The sequence below is a fragment of the Mycobacterium sp. SMC-17 genome (assembly GCF_045310915.1).
GTDB lineage: Bacteria > Actinomycetota > Actinomycetes > Mycobacteriales > Mycobacteriaceae > Mycobacterium.
The window spans coordinates 22,556-40,716 of record NZ_JBJIAK010000019.1 but is presented as its reverse complement, the minus strand read 5'-3'; the positions used below and the strand labels follow the sequence as shown (position 1 = coordinate 40,716).

The 18,161-nt window shown below is 67.8% G+C and carries 14 protein-coding genes and 1 riboswitch; of the genes, 11 read left to right on the top strand and 3 right to left on the bottom strand.

Annotation, left to right across the window (positions count from 1 at the left end; genetic code table 11):
* The first annotated feature begins 72 nt into the window (after positions 1 to 72).
* The 5 genes from ACJH7A_RS14330 to ACJH7A_RS14310 are packed head-to-tail and all read left to right on the top strand — an operon-like array spanning position 73 to position 6,006.
* Positions 73 to 1,062 carry a phosphatidylserine/phosphatidylglycerophosphate/cardiolipin synthase family protein gene (locus tag ACJH7A_RS14330; RefSeq protein ID WP_133426552.1) on the top strand — a complete coding sequence of 330 codons (990 nt, stop codon included), beginning with the start codon at positions 73 to 75 and terminating at the stop codon, positions 1,060 to 1,062.
* Complete coding sequence (locus ACJH7A_RS14325; RefSeq protein WP_406802189.1) at positions 1,055 to 1,654, top strand: chromate transporter; 600 nt, start codon at positions 1,055 to 1,057, stop codon at positions 1,652 to 1,654. Before ACJH7A_RS14330 ends, ACJH7A_RS14325 begins: the two co-directional genes overlap by 8 nt.
* A gap of 10 nt (positions 1,655 to 1,664) precedes the next feature.
* A complete protein-coding gene (locus tag ACJH7A_RS14320; protein ID WP_406802188.1) occupies positions 1,665 to 2,225 on the top strand; it encodes a chromate transporter in 561 nt (186 codons plus the stop codon).
* 47 nt (positions 2,226 to 2,272) lie between these two features.
* A complete protein-coding gene (locus ACJH7A_RS14315; RefSeq protein WP_406802187.1) occupies positions 2,273 to 4,192 on the top strand; it encodes an ABC transporter ATP-binding protein in 1,920 nt (639 codons plus the stop codon).
* Positions 4,189 to 6,006, top strand: coding sequence for an ABC transporter ATP-binding protein (locus ACJH7A_RS14310; RefSeq protein WP_406802186.1), 1,818 nt, complete (start codon positions 4,189 to 4,191; stop codon positions 6,004 to 6,006). The genes ACJH7A_RS14315 and ACJH7A_RS14310 overlap by 4 nt, the downstream gene beginning before the upstream one ends.
* A 4-nt stretch (positions 6,007 to 6,010) precedes the next feature.
* Here the strand turns inward: ACJH7A_RS14310 and ACJH7A_RS14305 are convergent, their stop codons facing one another.
* Complete coding sequence (locus ACJH7A_RS14305) at positions 6,011 to 6,850, bottom strand: LuxR C-terminal-related transcriptional regulator (protein ID WP_226520648.1); 840 nt, start codon at positions 6,848 to 6,850, stop codon at positions 6,011 to 6,013.
* A gap of 76 nt (positions 6,851 to 6,926) precedes the next feature.
* Between ACJH7A_RS14305 and ACJH7A_RS14300 the strand changes: the two genes are divergently transcribed.
* The 5 genes from ACJH7A_RS14300 to ACJH7A_RS14280 all read left to right on the top strand — a co-directional run bounded on the left by ACJH7A_RS14300 (position 6,927) and on the right by ACJH7A_RS14280 (position 14,161).
* On the top strand, positions 6,927 to 8,627 hold the full coding sequence (locus ACJH7A_RS14300; RefSeq protein WP_406802204.1) for an AMP-binding protein: 1,701 nt from the start codon (positions 6,927 to 6,929) through the stop codon (positions 8,625 to 8,627).
* A complete protein-coding gene (locus tag ACJH7A_RS14295) occupies positions 8,627 to 10,249 on the top strand; it encodes an AMP-binding protein (RefSeq protein WP_406802185.1) in 1,623 nt (540 codons plus the stop codon). The genes ACJH7A_RS14300 and ACJH7A_RS14295 overlap by 1 nt, the downstream gene beginning before the upstream one ends.
* Positions 10,250 to 10,382: 133 nt before the next feature.
* A riboswitch (M-box (ykoK) riboswitch) is annotated at positions 10,383 to 10,555 on the top strand.
* Between the two features lie 261 nt (positions 10,556 to 10,816).
* On the top strand, positions 10,817 to 10,969 hold the full coding sequence (locus tag ACJH7A_RS14290; protein WP_346414790.1) for a hypothetical protein: 153 nt from the start codon (positions 10,817 to 10,819) through the stop codon (positions 10,967 to 10,969).
* An 82-nt stretch (positions 10,970 to 11,051) separates the two neighbouring features.
* Positions 11,052 to 12,812 carry an NRAMP family divalent metal transporter gene (locus ACJH7A_RS14285; protein WP_406802184.1) on the top strand — a complete coding sequence of 587 codons (1,761 nt, stop codon included), beginning with the start codon at positions 11,052 to 11,054 and terminating at the stop codon, positions 12,810 to 12,812.
* 602 nt (positions 12,813 to 13,414) lie between these two features.
* Positions 13,415 to 14,161, top strand: coding sequence for an SDR family oxidoreductase (locus ACJH7A_RS14280; RefSeq protein WP_406802183.1), 747 nt, complete (start codon positions 13,415 to 13,417; stop codon positions 14,159 to 14,161).
* Between the two features lie 6 nt (positions 14,162 to 14,167).
* Here the strand turns inward: ACJH7A_RS14280 and ACJH7A_RS14275 are convergent, their stop codons facing one another.
* Both ACJH7A_RS14275 and ACJH7A_RS14270 read right to left on the bottom strand, forming a co-directional pair.
* Positions 14,168 to 14,920, bottom strand: coding sequence for an IclR family transcriptional regulator (locus ACJH7A_RS14275; protein WP_406802182.1), 753 nt, complete (start codon positions 14,918 to 14,920; stop codon positions 14,168 to 14,170).
* Complete coding sequence (locus ACJH7A_RS14270) at positions 14,917 to 16,374, bottom strand: APC family permease (RefSeq protein WP_406802181.1); 1,458 nt, start codon at positions 16,372 to 16,374, stop codon at positions 14,917 to 14,919. The genes ACJH7A_RS14275 and ACJH7A_RS14270 overlap by 4 nt, the downstream gene beginning before the upstream one ends.
* 254 nt (positions 16,375 to 16,628) lie before the next feature.
* On the opposite strand from ACJH7A_RS14270, the gene ACJH7A_RS14265 reads away from it, so the two are divergent.
* Positions 16,629 to 18,128, top strand: coding sequence for an aldehyde dehydrogenase family protein (locus tag ACJH7A_RS14265; RefSeq protein ID WP_406802180.1), 1,500 nt, complete (start codon positions 16,629 to 16,631; stop codon positions 18,126 to 18,128).
* Positions 18,129 to 18,161: the final 33 nt, after the last annotated feature.

Genomic DNA, 18,161 nt, shown 5'->3' with positions numbered 1-18,161 from the left:
TTGCCCGATGGCCCACTGTTATTGACGGAGGCACGTCTGGCAGCCACTATTCGGTGCTAGCATCCGGCGCTTATGGGGCCTGTGTCGCCGCGAGTCATCGTCCAACCCGATGATGGCGTGCAGCCGGTGCGGGATTTCCTCGCATCGGCGCAGAAGTCGTTGCTCATCAAGCAATTCACGTTCACCGAGCCGTCCCTCGTGGCGGCCGTGATCGAGCGGCATCAGGCGGGTGTCGCGGTGCGCGTCATGCTGAACCCGGCCCGCTCGGGCGGGGACCGCGCCAATGACGAGACGTTCGAACAATTCTCGGCTGCCGGTGTCAACGTCCAGTGGTCCAATCCGACGTTCTACGTGACGCACGAGAAGTCGATCGTGGTCGACGAGACGGCGGCGCTCGTGGCGACGTTCAACCTGTGCGAGAAGTACTTCACCCTTACCCGGGACTACGGCTTCATCACCACCGAGCCGGACCACGTCGCGCAGATCGTCGAGGTGTTCGACGCCGACTGGTCCCACACCGACTGGGAGCCGTCGCAGTATCACGGGCTGCTGTGGAGCAATTCGAATTCCCGCTACCACATGGCGAAATTCATCGACACCGCCGAACACCGGCTGCGCATCCAGCACCCGAAGTACGTCGACGCCGTCATCCTCGACCACATCGCGGCGGCGGTGGGCCGGGGCGTGAATGTCCATGTGCTGTGCGGTGGCAAGCACGGCATCAGCGACTGGGACATCCTCGACACGTTCGCCTCGCTGCGGACCCTGCGCCGGTTCGGCGCGAAGGTGCGCAAGCAGAAGAACCTGCGGGTGCACGCCAAGCTGGTCATCGTCGATGACCATGAGGCCCTCGTGGGCTCGATGAACATCGACCGCAGCGCTTTCGACCTGCGCCGCGAACTGGGCGTGATGGTCAAGGACCCGGACGCCGTCGCGCAGCTGTCGCAGGTGTTCGACGCCGACTGGGAGACCTCGCACCACTACGAGCCGCCGGATCCGCTGGATTCGTCGCAGCACCGCGAAGACGACTTCCCGCACGACCCCGAGCTCGTCCATGAGTGAGCAGATCGACTCGACGGCCCAACGGGTTTCGTTGTTCGAGTTGGTCCTGACGTTCAACCACATCGCGCTGGCGTCGTTCGGCGGCGGGCTGTCGGCCTGGTCGCGCGAGGTGCTGGTCGTCGAGAAGGGCTGGCTCGGGGACGCCGAGTTCCTCTCGGCCACAACGATGTGCCGCATCCTGCCCGGCGCCAACCAGGTGAACATGGCGGTGTTCGCCGGCACCAAGATGCGTGGCTTTCCCGGTGCCGCCGCCGCGGTATTCGGCTTGTGCGCCATGCCTCTGGTCATCGTGCTGGTGCTGTCGTTCGCCTACTTCCGGTTCAAGGAAGTGCCCGCGGTCAAGGGCGTGTTGCACGGCGCGTCGGCGGCCGCGGTGGCCCTGACCCTGACGATGGTGCTCAAGACGGGCCAGAAGTGCCTGACGGGCGTCGTGCCGGTGCTGCTGTTCGCCGGCGCCTTCGTGCTGAACGGCGTGCTGCGGTTCCCACTGCTGGGGACGCTCGCGATCCTGGCCCCGCTCAGTCTGATCTGGGCGTGGCCGCGGGAGCGCGGCAACGACCCAGGGCCGCGGGATCGCGCCACAGCAGCATGAGCACCCCACGATGAGTACCGCGGCGCTTTCCACCTACATCCAGCTCATCGGGCTGTTCGGCATGCTGTCGCTGCTGTCCATCGGCGGCGGCAACGTCGTGCTGCCGGAAATGCACATCAACGCCGTCAACGGCAGGCACTGGCTGACCGACAACCAGTTCGCCGACCTGTTCTCCATCTCGCAGACCGCGCCGGGCCCGAGCATCCTGATCGTGTCGATGGTCGGCTACGGCGCCGGCCTGAAAGAGGGCGGGATTCCCGGCGCGATCATCGGCGGTGTCGTCTCGATGGTCGCGATGGTGGTGCCGGCCGCCGGTTTCGTCTACATCATCACGTTGATCTGGCAGAAGGCCGAACGCTCCAAACTGCGCCGCGCGGTCGAGAAGGGTTTCGCCCCGCTCACGGTCGGCCTCATCCTGGCGGCGTCGCTGGTCATGAGCCGTGCCGCCGACCATGACTGGCGCGCCTACACCGTCACCGCGGTGTGCACCGTGATCTTCATGCGCACCAAGCTGAATCCGCTGATCGTGGTCGCCGCGGCCGGTCTGGTCGGGTACCTGGGTTTCATCTGACCTGGTCGTGGCGCCGCGCACCGGGTATGTCGGTGGCACGTGCGAGCATGGAAGTTGTTGTGTCTGATGTAGCCCAGCCCCTGCATTCGGCTCCGGCGATCGCTCCGGTGCCGCAGCGTCGACGTGCGTCGGCGGACCTGCTGCGCCTGCTGCCGTATCTGCGGCCGTACCGCGGACGCTGGGCCGCCATGCTGCTCACGGCGTTCGCCGGTCTGGGCGTGACGGTGTCCATCCCATTGGTGACCAAGGCCGTGATCGACGGCCCGGTGCGGCACCAGGACCAGCCGGGCCTGTGGGTGCTCGGTTCGGCCGCGCTCACATTGGGGCTCGTCGAGGCGGTGCTGTGGTTCATCCGGCGCTGGCTCGGGGCCCGCGCGACCATGGGCGTCGAGGCCGACATCCGCAAGGAGTTGTACGCGCGCCTGCAGATCCTGCCCATGTCGTTCCACCGGCAGTGGCAGTCCGGGCAATTGCTGTCGCGGGTGATGAACGACCTTGGCACCATTCGCCAATTCCTCGGCTTCGGCCTGCTGTTCTTGGTGCTCAACACGATTCAGATCATCGTGGTGACCGGCATCCTGCTGACCATGTACTGGCCGCTGGGTGTGGTGGTGCTGGCGTCGGTGCTGCCGGTGTCCGTCACGATCTTCCGGTTCGAGCGGCAGTTCACCGTGCTGTCGCGGCAGGCGCAGGACCAATCCGGCCATGTCGCAACGCATGTCGAAGAGTCGGCCCTGGGCCTGCGGGTGATCAAGTCGTTCGGCCGCGAGGACTACGTCTACCAGCGGTTCGACGAGCGGGCGACGGCCCTGTACGACGCCGAGGTCGGCAAGGTGGCGGTGTCGGCGCGCTTCTGGACGCTGCTCGAGGTCATCCCCAACCTGACGCTGATCTTCGTGCTCGGGTTCGGTGCGTACGCGGCCGGCCACGGTCAGGTCACGATGGGCACGCTCGTCGCGTTCATCACCATGATGCTGTCGCTGGTGTGGCCCATCGCGTCGCTGGGCTTCCTGCTGTCGATGATGCAGGAGTCCATGACGGCCGCCAATCGGGTCGCCGAGATCTTCGACGCGCCAGTGGATATCAGCGACGGACCGGTCACCACCGTGCCGCGCGGCGGGCACCTGGAACTGCGTGACGTCGGCTTCCGTTTCCCCGACGCCGAACCTGACGACTGGGCGCTGCGCCACGTGTCGGTGACGGTCGAGCCGGGGCAGACGCTGGCGCTCGTCGGCGCCACCGGCTCCGGCAAATCGGTTCTCGCCGCACTGTTCTCACGGCTGTACGACGTCACCGAGGGCGCGATCCTGCTCGACGGACGAGACATCCGCGAACTGTCGCTGCCCGCCCTGCGGACCGCCGTGGCCACCGCCTTCGAGGACCCGACGCTGTTCTCGATGTCGGTCGTCGAGAACCTCACCCTCGGTCGCGGCGCCGACAACCCGGCGACCGACGCCGAGATTCGCGAGGCCATCGACATCGCCGCCGCCCAATTCGTCTACGACCTGCCGTTCGGGCTCGACACCCGCATCGGTGAGCAGGGCATGAGCCTGTCCGGTGGTCAGCGGCAACGTCTTTCGCTGGCCCGGGCCATCCTGGCCGCGCCCTCGCTGCTGGTGCTCGACGACACCCTGTCGGCCCTGGACATGCACACCGAAGCGGAGGTCACCGTCGCACTGCGGCGGGTGCTGACGTCGGTGACGGGCATCGTAGTGGCGCACCGTGCGTCCACCGTGCTGCTGGCCGACCGGGTGGCGCTGCTGCAGGACGGCACCATCACCCGCATCGGTACCCACGCCGAATTGCTCGAGCAGGCACCGGAATACCGGTACCTGCTGTCCGCCGACGACGAGCTCGACGACGGTTGCGAGCGCAGCTGCGATTGGGAGCAGGACGCCGAACGCGAGCGGCTCGAGCAGCTGTATCTGGAGCAGACGGATGAGTCCGAAGAGGTACGGCGGCGATGAGCACCGAGAGCTGGCGCGGCCAGACGGTCGACAAGGTCGAGAACCTGCCCATCGACGAGAACGTCTCGCGGCGTCGTGAGGCGCGGTCCCTGCTGGGATCGTTGCTGAAGCCGTACCGGTTCGCGGTCCTACTACTGGCGCTGGTCGTCGTCGTCGAAAACGGTGCGCGCCTGTCGGTTCCGCTGCTCGTGCAGCGCGGCATCGACCACGGCATCCCGCCGATCCTGCAGGGCGGGCCGGCCCGTGAACTGCTGCAGATCGTCGCGGCCCTGTGTGGCGTCGTGGTGCTGCAGGCCACGTTCCGGCTGTTCTTCCTGAACAGGTCGGGCCGCATCGGGCAGAAGGTGCTGCTGGAGCTGCGGCGCCGGGTGTTCCGGCAGTTCCAGCGCCTCGACGTCGCCTTCCACGACCGCTACACCTCGGGCCGCGTGGTGAGCCGTTCCACCAACGACATCGAAGCCATCCAGACCATGCTGTCGACGGGTTTCGACAGCCTCATCACCGCCGTACTCACCCTGGGCGGCACCGCGGTCCTGCTCGTCACGCTCGACGTGCGGCTGGGCCTGATGTGCCTGGGTGCCTTCCCGCTCCTGGTGCTGCTGGTCGCCTGGTTCCGGCGCGAATCATCGAAGACGTACCGCACCGTCCGGGAACGCGCGGCGCTGGTGATCGTCCAGTTCGTCGAAACCATGACGGGCATCAAAGCGGTGCAGGCCTACCGGCGCGAGCCGCGCAACCAGGAGATCTTCGACGACGTCGTCGACGACTACCGCGTCATCAACGAACGCACCATGACCCTGCTCGCGGTGTTCATGCCCGCGGTCAAACTCATCGGCAACGTCACCACCTCGGTGGTGCTGCTGTACGGCGGCTACCTGGTGCTGCACGGCCGCATGACGATCGGCACGCTGACGGCCTTCCTGCTGTACCTGCGCATGTTCTTCGAACCGATGCAGGAGATTTCGCAGTTCTTCAACACCTTCCAGTCGGCGGCGTCGGCGCTCGAGAAGCTGGCCGGGGTGCTCGCGCAGCAGCCGGCCATCATGGACCCCGCCGACCCCGTGCCGCTGACGACGGTCAAGGGCGACATCGCTTTTCGGGGCGTCAGCTTCGGCTACACCCCGCAGCGGCCGGTGCTGCCCGAACTGAATCTGACGGTGCCCGCCGGGCAGACCGTCGCCCTCGTCGGTGCCACCGGCGCGGGCAAGACCACCATCGCCAAGCTCATCGCGCGTTTCTACGATCCGGTGACCGGCACCGTCACCCTCGACGGCATCGACCTGCGGTCCATCGCCCAGACCGAGCTGCGTCAGCACGTCGTGATGGTGACGCAGGAGAACTTCATGTTCGCCGGCACCGTCGCCGACAACATCCGGTTCGGGCGCCCCGACGCCACCGACGCCGAGGTCCGCGCGGCCGCGGAAGCCGTTGGCGCGGACCGGTTCATCGACAATCTGCCGGACGGTTACGACACCGACGTCGCCAATCGGGGCGGGCGGCTGTCGGCGGGGCAGCGCCAGTTGGTCGCGTTCGCCCGCGCGTTCCTGGCCGACCCCAAGGTGCTGATCCTCGACGAGGCGACGTCGTCGCTGGACATCCCGACCGAGCGGCTGGTGCAGCGCGCGCTGGCGACCGTGCTGGCCGGGCGGACCGCGCTCGTGATCGCGCACCGGCTCTCCACCGTGCAGTCCGCGGACCGGGTCCTGGTCCTCGACGGCGGCCGCATCGTCGAAGACGGTGCGCCCGACGACCTGGTCGCCCAGAACGGCCGGTACGCGGCGCTGCACCGCGCCTGGATCGACTCGCTGGCCTGACCGGTCAGGGAATCAGCCGCAGCTGCCGCGCCTTCGAGACCGCCTCGTGCCGGCTGTGGGTGCCGAGTTTCGTCGCGGCACTGCGCAGATAGCTCTTGACGGTCTCGGGTTTGAGGGAAAGCCGCTGGGCGGCTTCGGTATTGGTGCAGCCCAGTGCGATCTGCGCCAGCACGTCGAGTTCACGCGGGCTGAGCGGACCGGCCGGTGCGGGCCCACCGGCCAGGGCCTCGGCCAGCCGGTCGGCGAGGCCGCCGAGATCGCTCGGTGCGACGGGCGCGTTTCCGGCCGCCAGCCGTCGCAGCTCGGCGTGCACCTGGCGGATGTGTTCGGTGTTGACCGCCGTGTCGGCGGCCGGGGCCTGCTGCAGCCGCAGCCGGCGGTCCACTTCGTCGCGGATCGTCAGTTCGTCCGACAGGCGCTGCGCCGACGCCATGATCAGGTCGACGGTCCGCCCGCCGAAAGGTGCGCTGGACCGGTAGGCGCCGTAGAGCACCGCCCGGGCCCGGCCATCGACCACGACCGGTACCGCCAGCACCGACCGGATGCCCTCCGACAGCACGGGCATGTCGTAGTCGTGGGTGATGGACGGTGCGTGCCGGTAGTCGGCCACCGCGAGCGGCTGACCCGAGACCATGCTGGCCCCGCCGAGCCCGCACATCGAGCGCACCGTCAACCCGCGGAGACCGCCGCCGCGGGTGCCGTAGAACTCCGTGATCAGCAGCGCGTCGTCGTGCACCTCGCCGCCGAACATCACCGGCACCGCGCCCTCGGAGCCGAGACGCCGCAGCTCAGCGCGGACCGCGTCGGTATCGCGCGGGCGCAGCAGGGACGGGCCGGTCGTCACGGTCAGTACCCTCTTTCGGGGGTAGCGGGCGGATGGGTGTGACGTAGATCCTACGTTCATGGCGACAGAGGCTGTGATCACGACCAACACCGAGCAGTATCGAGCGGCCCGGGACCGGCTCGTGGTGTCGATCGGCGACTACTCGCAGGCCGTCGATTCGTTCAGCTGGCCGCGGCTGACCGGCACGTTCAACTGGGCCACCGACTGGTTCGACGTGATCGCCCGCTGCCCCGAACGGGCCGGGCAGACGGCGCTCTGGATCACCGAAGAAGGCGGTGACGAGCAGCGCTACACCTTCGCCGAGATGGCCGACCGGTCCGACCAGGTCGCGACCTGGCTGCAGTCGCTGGGCGTGGGCAAGGGCGACCGCGTCATCGTCATGCTGGGCAACCAGGTCGAGCTGTGGGAGTCGATGCTCGCGGTGGCCAAGCTCGGCGCGGTGGTGATGCCGACGACCGGGGCACTGGGCCCGGCCGACCTGGCCGACCGGATCACCCGCGGCGGCGCGGGCTTCGTGGTGACCAATGCCGCGGACGCGGACAAGTTCGCGTCCGTCGACGGGCAGTACACCGGCATCGTCGTCGGGGATTCGGTGCCCGGCTGGCACCGCTACGTCGATGCGTACCAAGCGGTTTCGGCCGGTCCGTTCCGCGCCGTCACCGACGTCGACGACCCGCTGCTGGTCTACTTCACCTCGGGCACCACCAGCAAGCCCAAACTCGTTGAGCACTCGCAGATTTCGTATCCCGTCGGCCACCTGTCCACGATGGCCTGGATCGGGGTGACGCCCGGTGACATCCATCTGGCGATCAGCTCGCCGGGCTGGGCCAAGCACGCCTGGAGTTGTGTGTTCGCGCCGTGGATCGCCGAGGCGACGATCTTCGTCTACAACTACAGCCGCTTCGACGCCGCCGCGCTCATGGCACAGCTGCGCCGCGCCGGCGTCAACACCTTCTGCGCGCCGCCGACCGTGTGGCGGATGTTGATCCAGGCCGACCTCGGCGCCAAACCCGAAGGGCTGCGCGAGATTCTGGGCGCCGGTGAACCGCTGAACCCCGATGTCATCGCCAAGGTGCAGGATGCCTGGGGCCTGACCATCCGGGACGGCTTCGGCCAGACCGAGACCACCCTGCTGGTCGGCAACACCCCGGGCCAGCCTGTCAAGGCCGGATCGATGGGCCGGCCGATGCCGGGTGTGCCCGTGGTGCTGGTCGACCCGGTGACCGGCGAGCCGGCCGACGAGGGCGAGATCTGCCTCGAGCTGGGCGCGCGGCCGCTCAATCTGATGACGGGTTATCTCGCTGACCCGCAACGCAATGCGGCCGTCATGGCCGGCGGTTACTACCACACCGGCGACGTGGCCTCCCGCGACGACGACGGCTACATCACGTACATCGGCCGCACCGATGACGTGTTCAAGTCGTCGGACTACAAGGTGTCGCCCTTCGAATTGGAGAGCGTGCTCATCGAGCATCCCGCGGTGGTGGAAGCCGCGGTGGTGCCGCAGCCCGACGACACCCGGCTCGCCGTGCCGAAGGCGTACGTCTGCCTGGCAGACGGCTGGAGTGCCGATGCGGACACCGCGCGGGCGATCATGGAATTCGCGCGGGACCACCTGGCGCCGTACCTCAAGGTTCGGCGGGTGGAATTCTTCGATCTGCCCAAGACGATTTCCGGCAAGATCCGGCGCGTTGACCTGCGCAAGCGCGAAGATCAAGCGCATGCGGCCGGCACCCCGATCGCATCGGAATACCGCTATGAGGATTTGGTGAACTGATGCTGAGCTACGACGCGGGCCCCACCGACACCCCGATCCTGGAGGAGACCATCGGGACCAACTTCGAGCGCACCGTCGCGGCCCATCCGGACACGCTCGCGTTGGTCGACCGCGGACAGGGACTGCGGTACACGTATGCCGAACTCAACGTCGAGGTCGACCTGATCGCCCGCGGCCTGATGGCCCGCGGCATCGAGAAGGGGGACCGCGTCGGTGTCTGGTCGCCGAACTGCGCGCAGTGGATCGTGACGCAGCTGGCGACGGCCAAGATCGGCGCCATCCTGGTCAACGTGAATCCGGCATACCGGGTGCACGAACTTGCCTACGCGCTCAACCAATCCGGGATGCGGATGCTGATCTCGGCGACGTCGTTCAAGACGTCGGACTACGTGGCGATGATCGACGAGGTCCGTCCCCAGGTTCCGGACCTGACGGACGTCGTCTTCCTGGACGGCCCGGACTGGGAGCGGTTGCGTGCCGACAGCGCGGCGGTCGGCGCCGACGCCTTGGCGGCCCGGCATGCCTCCCTGTCCAACACCGACCCGATCAACATCCAATACACCTCGGGCACAACCGGGTTCCCGAAAGGTGCGACGCTGTCGCACCGCAACATCCTGAACAACGGCTACTTCACGACTGAAGGGATCAACCTCCGGGCGGGGGAGCGGTTGTGTATCCCGGTGCCGTTCTACCACTGCTTCGGCATGGTGATGGGTGTGCTCGGCTGCATGAGTCATGGTGCGTCCGTGGTGATCCCGGCCCCCGGGTTCGACCCGGCGGCCACCCTCGATGCCATCGAGGCCGAGCAGTGCGCCGGCGTCTACGGCGTGCCGACGATGTTCATCGCGATGCAGAACCATCCGTCGTTCACCGGGCGGGACCTGTCGAGCCTGCGTACCGGCATCATGGCCGGCTCGGTATGCCCCGTCGAGGTGATGAAGCACTGCGTCTCCGACATGCACATGGCCGAGGTCGCGATCTGCTACGGCATGACGGAGACGTCGCCGGTGTCGTGCCAGACGCTGATCGACGACGACCTGGACCGCCGCACCGCGACTATCGGCCGGGCGCATCCGCATCTCGAGGTCAAGGTCGTCAACCCGGAAACCGGCGAGACGGTGGAGCGCGGCGAACCGGGGGAGTTCTGCACGCGCGGTTATTCGGTCATGCTGGGCTACTGGAACAACGACGAAAAGACCCGGGAGGCCATCGATTCCGAGGGCTGGATGCACACCGGTGATCTCGCGGTGATGCGGGCCGACGGCTACTGCGCCATCGTCGGCCGTACCAAGGACATGGTGATCCGCGGCGGCGAGAACGTGTACCCGCGCGAGATCGAGGAGTTCCTGTACACCCACCCGGACATCGAGGATGCCCAGGTGATCGGCGTGCCCGACGCCCGCTACGGCGAGGAGATCTGCGCGTGGCTGCGGCTGCGGCCCGGCGCGGCGCCGCTGGACGCCGCCGCCATCCGCGAATTCACCGCGGATCGGCTGGCGCACTTCAAGATTCCGCGCTACGTACACATCGTCGACGAGTTCCCGATGACCATCACCGGCAAGGTCCGCAAGGTCGACATGCGCGCCGAGAGCATCCGCATCTTCGGTCTCGAGCAGCCATAGCGCGAGGTTTTCTCGCCGCGAATGTGCAGGCAGGCCCTGTTCTCGACGAAATCGCGATCTCTTGGCACGCTCGCGGGGAATGTTCCGGACAATCGAGTTGACGGGTCTACGCGCCCGGGTTACCTTGGCTACGTCAGCACCTCGCTAGGCGAGGCTCCTGGACGAACAGAAGCCACTGATCCGACGACGTCGAGAGACGCCCAGGGTCAGGACAGGTCTCCCCGGATTAAGGGGTTACCCAAAGTGGCTATCCACCGCGGTGGATTACGTCGTCCAGTGCCGAAGCTCTGACGAGAGGGGTGCGGCAGCGCATGGTTTTAACAGCCTTTTAATGGGTATGGGTTCGCTGCCATCTCCCTTTTGTGTTGTCATGGGATAGCTGCCCCGAGGTGGGCCCGACGGCTAGGAGGTGAGGTACGACGTGAGATCTGGCGATGGCGACAGTTCCAGTTTGGGACGAAAACACCACGTAGACACCAGCATCCGAGCACTCCCGTTATCCTGCCGACCGGCCGGTTCCGCCTGACCGACAGGCCACGGGAGTCCGATCCCGACAGGAGCTCTGTCATGACCGTATTTCGCAACCGCACCGTCCGCCGCATTGCCCGGCTGGTGCACAGCCGCACGCACCTGACCCCGCAGGAACGGCACAACCTGCAGTTGTCGCACACGCCGCTCGCGGTGATCTCGGCGTCTCTCGGGGCGCACCCCAACTTCTGATCCGTTCGGCCGCACGGTCCGCCCACCGATTCCGGTGGGCGGACCCCTGTTGTGCTGCCATTTTCCCGGGAGGAATCTCGACATGGCCCTGTTTGCCCGTACCCCGCGGCCCGCCGGCGAAACGTCAGCGCGGCAACGTGATTCACCGAGCACCCCGGTGCTCGACACCGCGCACGTCGGCGACATCGTCGGCGCCCTCGGCACCATCCGCACCGACGAGACCGCCACCGGTCGCAGCCGCCTGCAGCGGTTGAAGATGCTGCTCGTGGTGATGGGACCCGGCCTCATCGTCATGGTCGGGGACAACGACGCCGGCGGCGTCGCGACCTACGCCCAGGCCGGCCAGAACTACGGCATGGCGCTCATGTGGACACTGGCACTGCTGATTCCGGTGCTGTACGTCAACCAGGAGATGGTGGTCCGGCTCGGTGCCGTCGCCGGGGTGGGGCACGCCCGCCTGATCTTCGCGCGGTTCGGCAAGTTCTGGGGCGCCTTCAGCGTCGGCGACCTGTTCATCGTCAACGCGTTGACCATCGTCACAGAATTCGTCGGGGTGTCCATGGCGTTGAACTACTTCGGGCTGCCCAAGGCGATCTCGGTGCCGCTCGCGGCCGTGCTGCTGTTTGCCGTGGTGGCCGGTGGTTCGTTCCGCCGTTGGGAGCGTTTCATTTTCGCGCTGATCGCGGTCAACATCGTGATCTTCCCGCTGGCGTTCATCGTGCACCCGTCCGCGACCGAAACCGCGAAGGGCCTGATCCCGTCATTCCCGGGCGGCCTCAACTCGACGCTCTTGCTGCTGATCGTGGCGATCGTCGGCACCACCGTCGCGCCGTGGCAGCTGTTCTTCCAGCAGTCCAACATCGTCGACAAGCGGTTGACCCCCAAGTGGATTCGTTACGAGCGGGTCGATCTGTGGATCGGCATCGTCGTGGTGATGGTGGGTGCGGTCGCGATCATGGCCGCCGCCGCGTTCGGGCTCGGCGGCAGTGCCGCGGCCGGCAACTTCACCGACGCCGGTGACGTGGCAACTCAGCTGGGCCGGCACGTGTCGCCCACCGCGGGTGCGCTTTTCGCCATCCTGCTGCTGGACGCCTCGCTCATCGGGGCCAACGCCGTCGGCCTCGCCACCACCTACGCTCTGGGCGACACCATGGGCAAGCGGCACTCGCTGCACTGGAAAGTCAGCGAGGCGCCCGCCTTCTACCTGGGCTACGCGGCACTGCTCGCGGTGGCGGCCGCGGTGTCGTTCAGCCCGGATCACGTGCTGGGCCTGCTGACCCAGGGTGTGCAGGCGCTGGCCGGGGTGCTGCTGCCCTCTGCGACGGTGTTCCTGGTGCTGCTGTGCAACGACAAGGCGGTGCTGGGCCCGTGGGTCAACACCATGCGGCAGAACATCATGGCCGGCGTGATCGTGTGGGCGCTGGTGCTGCTGTCGCTGGCCCTGACGGCGGCGACGTTCTTCCCGAATCTGACTGCCGCGCAACTCGAGTGGGGCTTCGGGGTCGGAGTCGGCGTCGGCATGCTCGGCGGCGGAGTCATCGCCGGTGCGACGGCGCGATCGCGGCACCGGCAACGGAAGCAGGCCGCTGTCGACGTGGCCGCGGAGCTGGGCGGCCTGGACCCGGAGCAGGTGGAGGATCTGGACGACCAACCCGACGACCGCACCGTCCGGAAGGCGCTGCGGAACCAGGAGCGGGACAGCTTCCGCACGCCCGCGCTGGACACCCTGGACCGGCCCGCCTGGTCGCCGCTGCGGGTGGCCGGCATGGTCGCATTGCGCGGTTACCTGCTGGTGGCTGTGGTGCTGGTCGGGGTGAAGGTCGCCGAGGCGATCAGCGGCTGACGGAAGTGGGCGCGGTGCCGGTGGTGCCGCGCCCACCTACGGCTCACAGTGAATCGCGTGCGGGGCAGTGCGAGGTGTCGCCGTCCTTGCAGGTACACAAGGCAGTGTGCCGACGCTCCGGTCCGATGCCAGCAACATCGTCCGCCGGGCCGCGTACCGCCGTGACGATCGACGCCGTCCCCGCCGCCGCGGTGAGCAGCAACTCGACTTGATTTGCGGACTGCAGCAGAACGACCAATTGATGCACTGTAAACAGCCGATTTACCACGCTGACCGTCCGATGCATTGCATTGCTGTGCGTATCCCGATTCGTCCTCGCCGACTGTCGCACAGTAGCGACGCACGCGTCAATACCGCAAACGCTCAGGTGCGGGACTCGCAGCCGGTGCCGGGCACCGTCACGTGAGCGGGGCATCAATTGTGTTGCGTCGTTCCGCAATACGGGAGTCGGCCGCAGCGGTGGCGGATCCGCGCCGGGCCGAGCGCGCAGGCCGCCGAGATGTCCCCGGATGCCGGTTTCGCAACCTGCGGCGCGGCGTGCGACGTAGGCTGACAGGTCCGGCTCCCGTGTCGGCGTGGCGACGGCGAAAGGTGTTGGCACAGTGAAGGTGACAGTGATCGGGGCCAGTGGCCTCATCGGGACCCTGCTCGTCGATCTCCTGACGCGGGAAGGCGAGGACGTGGTCGCCGTGTCCCGGCGCTCCGGTGTCGATGTGCTCAGCGGGGCGGGCCTCGCCAAGGCCTTGGCGGGCGCCGAGGCCCTCGTCGACGTCACGAACTCGCCGTCCTTCGCCGACGAGGATGTGATGGATTTCTTCGTCCGGTCGACCACCAATCTGGTGGCCGCGGCACAGGCGGCCGGGGTCGGCCACTATGTCGCACTGTCGATCGTGGGCGTCGACGCCCTGCCGGACAGTGGCTACATGCGGGCGAAGGTCGCGCAAGAGCAGATCATCGAGGCGTCCGGGTTGCCCTACACGATCGTGCGGGCCACGCAGTTCCATGAGTTCGCGAAGGCGATCGTCGAGTCGATGGTCGTCGAGATCGACACCGATGAGGGCGACGAGCACGATGTGCGGGTGCCGGATGCGCTGATTCAACCGATCGCGGCCGACGAGGTGGCGGCCTACCTGGCCGAGGTCTCGATCGAGCCGCCGCGCAACCATGTGATCAATATCGGTGGACCAGAGAAGATCCCGTTCTCCCGGATGGCCCGGGAGGTGCTGGCGCTGCATCACGACGACCAGCGGGTGGTGGTCGACCCGCACGCGAAGTACTTCGGCACGACGCTGAAGAAGGACAGCCTGGTCACCGGGGCCGGGGCGATGATCGCCTCGATCCCTTTCTGATCGGCCTCACGCCAGCAGCGGCGCCAATTGGGTTGCGCAGTCCTGCAACACCGGAATCTGCTTCCGCAGGAGCTGCTCCTGCTCGGCCCGTCCCGACATGGCCACCGCGGCCACCAAGGTGGCGGTGGCCGACCGGACCGGCACCGCGACACACGCCGAATCGGCCCGCAGCTCCCCGGTCTGGACGGCGTAGCCGCGCTCCCGGACCTCGGCGAGCTGTTCGGCCAGAGCGGATTTCGAGGCGATGGTGCGGTCGGTGAGCGTCGCCGGGTTGAGGGCGAGCAGCGTCTCGGCATCGTGCTTCTCGGCGAGCAGCAGCTTGCCGACGGCACTGGCGTGCAGGTGCCGGTTGAGCACCGATTCGTCTGCGGGCGGCGGGTATTCGCCGTCGGCGTCGGCGAGGCGCACCGAGGTGTTCGTGAAGTAGAACAGGTGCACCCCGAAGCGCACCGACAGCCGCAGCTCGGCCAACGTCTCGCGGGCCTTGGTGCACACGGTGGGGGAGACCGCGGCATCGATCAGCAGGCCCATCCGCGGGCCCAGCGCGAAGCCCGACAGATCCGGCAGCCGCACGATGTAACCGTCGGCGACAAGGAGATTCAGCAGCCGGTAGGTGGTGGCCGACGGCATGGACAGGTGCTCGGCGATGTCTTTCGCGGTGACCCCGGTGCCCGCCAGGGCCACGGCTTCGAGCACCTGAAGGGCGCTCTGGACGGCCTTGGGCTGGCGACCCGACAGCGCACCGTCGGCGGGGCTCACCGGCGCACCTCCCACGGGTTGTAGTCGGCGAAGACGTCACCGGCGACCGTTTCGTCGAACACCCCGACCCGTTCGGCGAGGTCGGGAATCTGCCGTCGGCGGGCCAGGAATGCCGCCAAACCCAGTGCCAGCAGCGCGGAGTAGACGGCGGTGGCGATCCACACCGGCGATGCCACGGTCAGCGCGGCCCAGACGATGATCGCGATCATGATGGCGGCGGTGGCCAGTCCGACGATCAGTGGCACGGTGGTGAGCTCGCCGATCCGGCGCAGAAATGCCGGAGTGGCCAGACACACCAGCAGATACGCCACGATGTAACCGTGGGCCGACACCGCCAGCAGCCCGACGAGGACGTCGCGGCTGGACTCCGCGGCGAACAGGTAGGCGACCGGCACCGCGACGATCACCGGCATCGCGACGGTGAGTGCGACGTGCGGCGTGCGATAGCGGGGGTGGGCGTGGCCGAGGGCGTCCGGCAGCAGGCCCTCGCGTCCCATCGCGAACAGCGTCCGGGACAGCGCGGTGGTGGAGCCGATCACGCATGCGATCCACGACGCGGTGATGCCGACCTCCATCGCGACGGACAGCGCGCCGGCCAAGGTGTCGGCCGAGTCGGGGAGGGAGAGCACGATGGGCGTCGAACCGGTGCGGGTCTGGATCGTGCCGGTGGTCTGCAGGACGGCGGCGAACGTGTACAGCGCCCCCAGCGCCAGCGGCGTCCAGCGGATGGCCCGGCTGACGGTGACGAACGGGCGCTGCGCCTCGCGGGCCACGGTACTGGCGCTCTCGAAGCCCACGTATGAGGTGATCGCGAGCAACAGCGCGAAACCCAGCGCGGAATGTGGCGCTTCCGCAACGGTTTTCGGTGATGCGGCACTGCCGGTCACGGCCCCGCCGAAGGCAATCATCAACACCACCCCGGCCACCACGATCGCGAACAGCTCGACGGCGAGCGAGATGCGCGCCGACAGCCTGATGCCCCGCACCATGAGGATCAGTGCGGCGGCGCCGACCAGTACGGTCAGGCCGGCGATGACGGGTTTGCCTGCCGGCACCCCGACGCGGCCCAAGAGCGTCGCCAGGTAGCCGGCCGCGCCGAGCGCGCTCGCCATCGCGGCGGCGGCATAGCCGACGACCAGCGACCAGCCCGCCGCGACACCGGGAACCGGGCCGAGGCCCTTGACGGTGTAGCTGTACAGCCCGCTCACCGCGACCATGCGCGTGGAGAACTGCGTGATGCAGTACCCGACCGCGGTCATCATGAGCGCGGTCAGGATGAACACCGCGATCGTGGTGTGGCCGGCCGCCGGCAGGACCAGCGCGGGCAGCGTGACCATCACGGCCGACGGCGCCACCGCCGACACCGACTGCCCGAGAACCTGGGTGAACGTCAGCTGCGCGCGCTGAAGCCCGGCGACCGGCGAGCGGCTCCGGATGGTTCGGGTGGGGCCCATTTGTCGGAAGGTAGCCGATGGCCGCCGGCCTCGGCAGCGTTGTCGGGTAAACATCGAAAATCTTCAAATGAGAATCGGAGACCCGGCCGGCCTCGGTGCGGCCGACTGCGGGTCCGGAAATCGACACGAACTGCGATTATCGAGCGGCCCGAATGAGAATGCCGGAGCCATTTCAAATGAGAATCCGAATTCGCGAAATACCCATTCGGAATTAGTGGTGACGCGCACCACATCAGTGCGTAAACATGATTTCCATGACAGCCACGCTCAGTACCGATCTGGACCCGCGGACCGCCGATTTCATTTCCCGTCCGCAGCAGATGTACGTCGACGGACAGTGGGTCGAATCGGCGTCCGGCCGGCGGTTCGACACCGTCGACCCCGCCACCGAGCAGGTCATCACGACGGTCCCGCACAGCGACGCCGAAGACGTCGAGCGGGCAGTGCGGGCGGCACGCCGGGCTTTCGAGGACGGCCCGTGGCCGACCATGACGCCCGCCGAGCGGCAGCGCATGATCTGGCGCATCGCCGAGGGCATCACGGCCCGGGCCGATCAGTTCGCCGAACTCGAGAGCATCGACAACGGCAAGTCCGTCGCCGTCGCCAAGGCCGTCGATGTCACCTGGGCCGCGGAGATCTTCTACTACTACGCCGGCTGGGCCACCAAGATCGAGGGCCGCACCGTGCCGGTATCGGTGCCGTGGGCGCCGGGCGCCAAGTTCCACGCCTTCACGCTGCGTGAGCCCGTCGGTGTCTGCGCCCAGATCACCCCGTGGAACTTCCCGCTGGTCATGGCCGCGTTCAAAGTCGCACCGGCCCTGGCCTGCGGGAACACCGTCATCCTCAAGCCCGCTGAGCAGACGCCGCTGACCGCGGTGCTGCTCGCCGAGGTCATCGCCGAGGCCGGCGTCCCGGCCGGGGTGTTCAACCTGCTGACCGGCTTCGGTGACGTCGGCGCGGCACTCTCGGCACACGACGGCGTCGACAAGGTGGCCTTCACCGGCTCCACCGAGGTGGGCAAGAAGATCGTCAACGCCGCATCGGGCAATCTCAAGAAGGTCTCGCTGGAACTGGGCGGCAAGAGCCCGCAGGTGGTGTTCGCCGACGCCGATCTCGAAGCCGCGATTCCCGGCGTGGCCGGCGGCTTCCTGTTCAACCACGGCCAGACCTGCACGGCCGGCACCCGGCTGCTGGTCGAGGACGCCATCTTCGACGAGTTCACCCAGGGCGTCGCCGAGCACGCGGCCGGCCTGCGGATCGGGCCCGGGCTGGACCCCACCAACGACATCGGCCCGCTGGTCTCGCGCGAGCAGCTCACCAAGGTCACCGGCTACCTCGACGACGGCATCGCGCAGGGCGCACGGGCCCTGGCCGGCGGCGGCCGGCACGGCGAGAGCGGCTTCTACGTGCAGCCCACGCTGCTGGTCGACGTGCACCGCGACTTCAACGTCTACCAGGAGGAGATCTTCGGGCCGGTCGCCGTGGCCGTGCCCTTCAACCGCGACCGCGGCGTGCGCGAAGCCGCCAACGACACCCCCTACGGGCTGGCCGCCAGCGTGTGGACGCGCGACGTCTCGACCGCGCACCGGGTGGCGCAGCAGATCAAGGCCGGCACGGTGTGGGTCAACTGCCACAACGCGTTCGATACCGCGCTGCCGTTCGGCGGCTACAAACAATCGGGCTGGGGCCGTGAACTCGGTGAGGGCGCCATCGCCGAATACACCCAGACGAAAGCCATCAACATCGCGCTGTGAATTCGGGCGTCAAATGAGAATTCGCCCATTCGG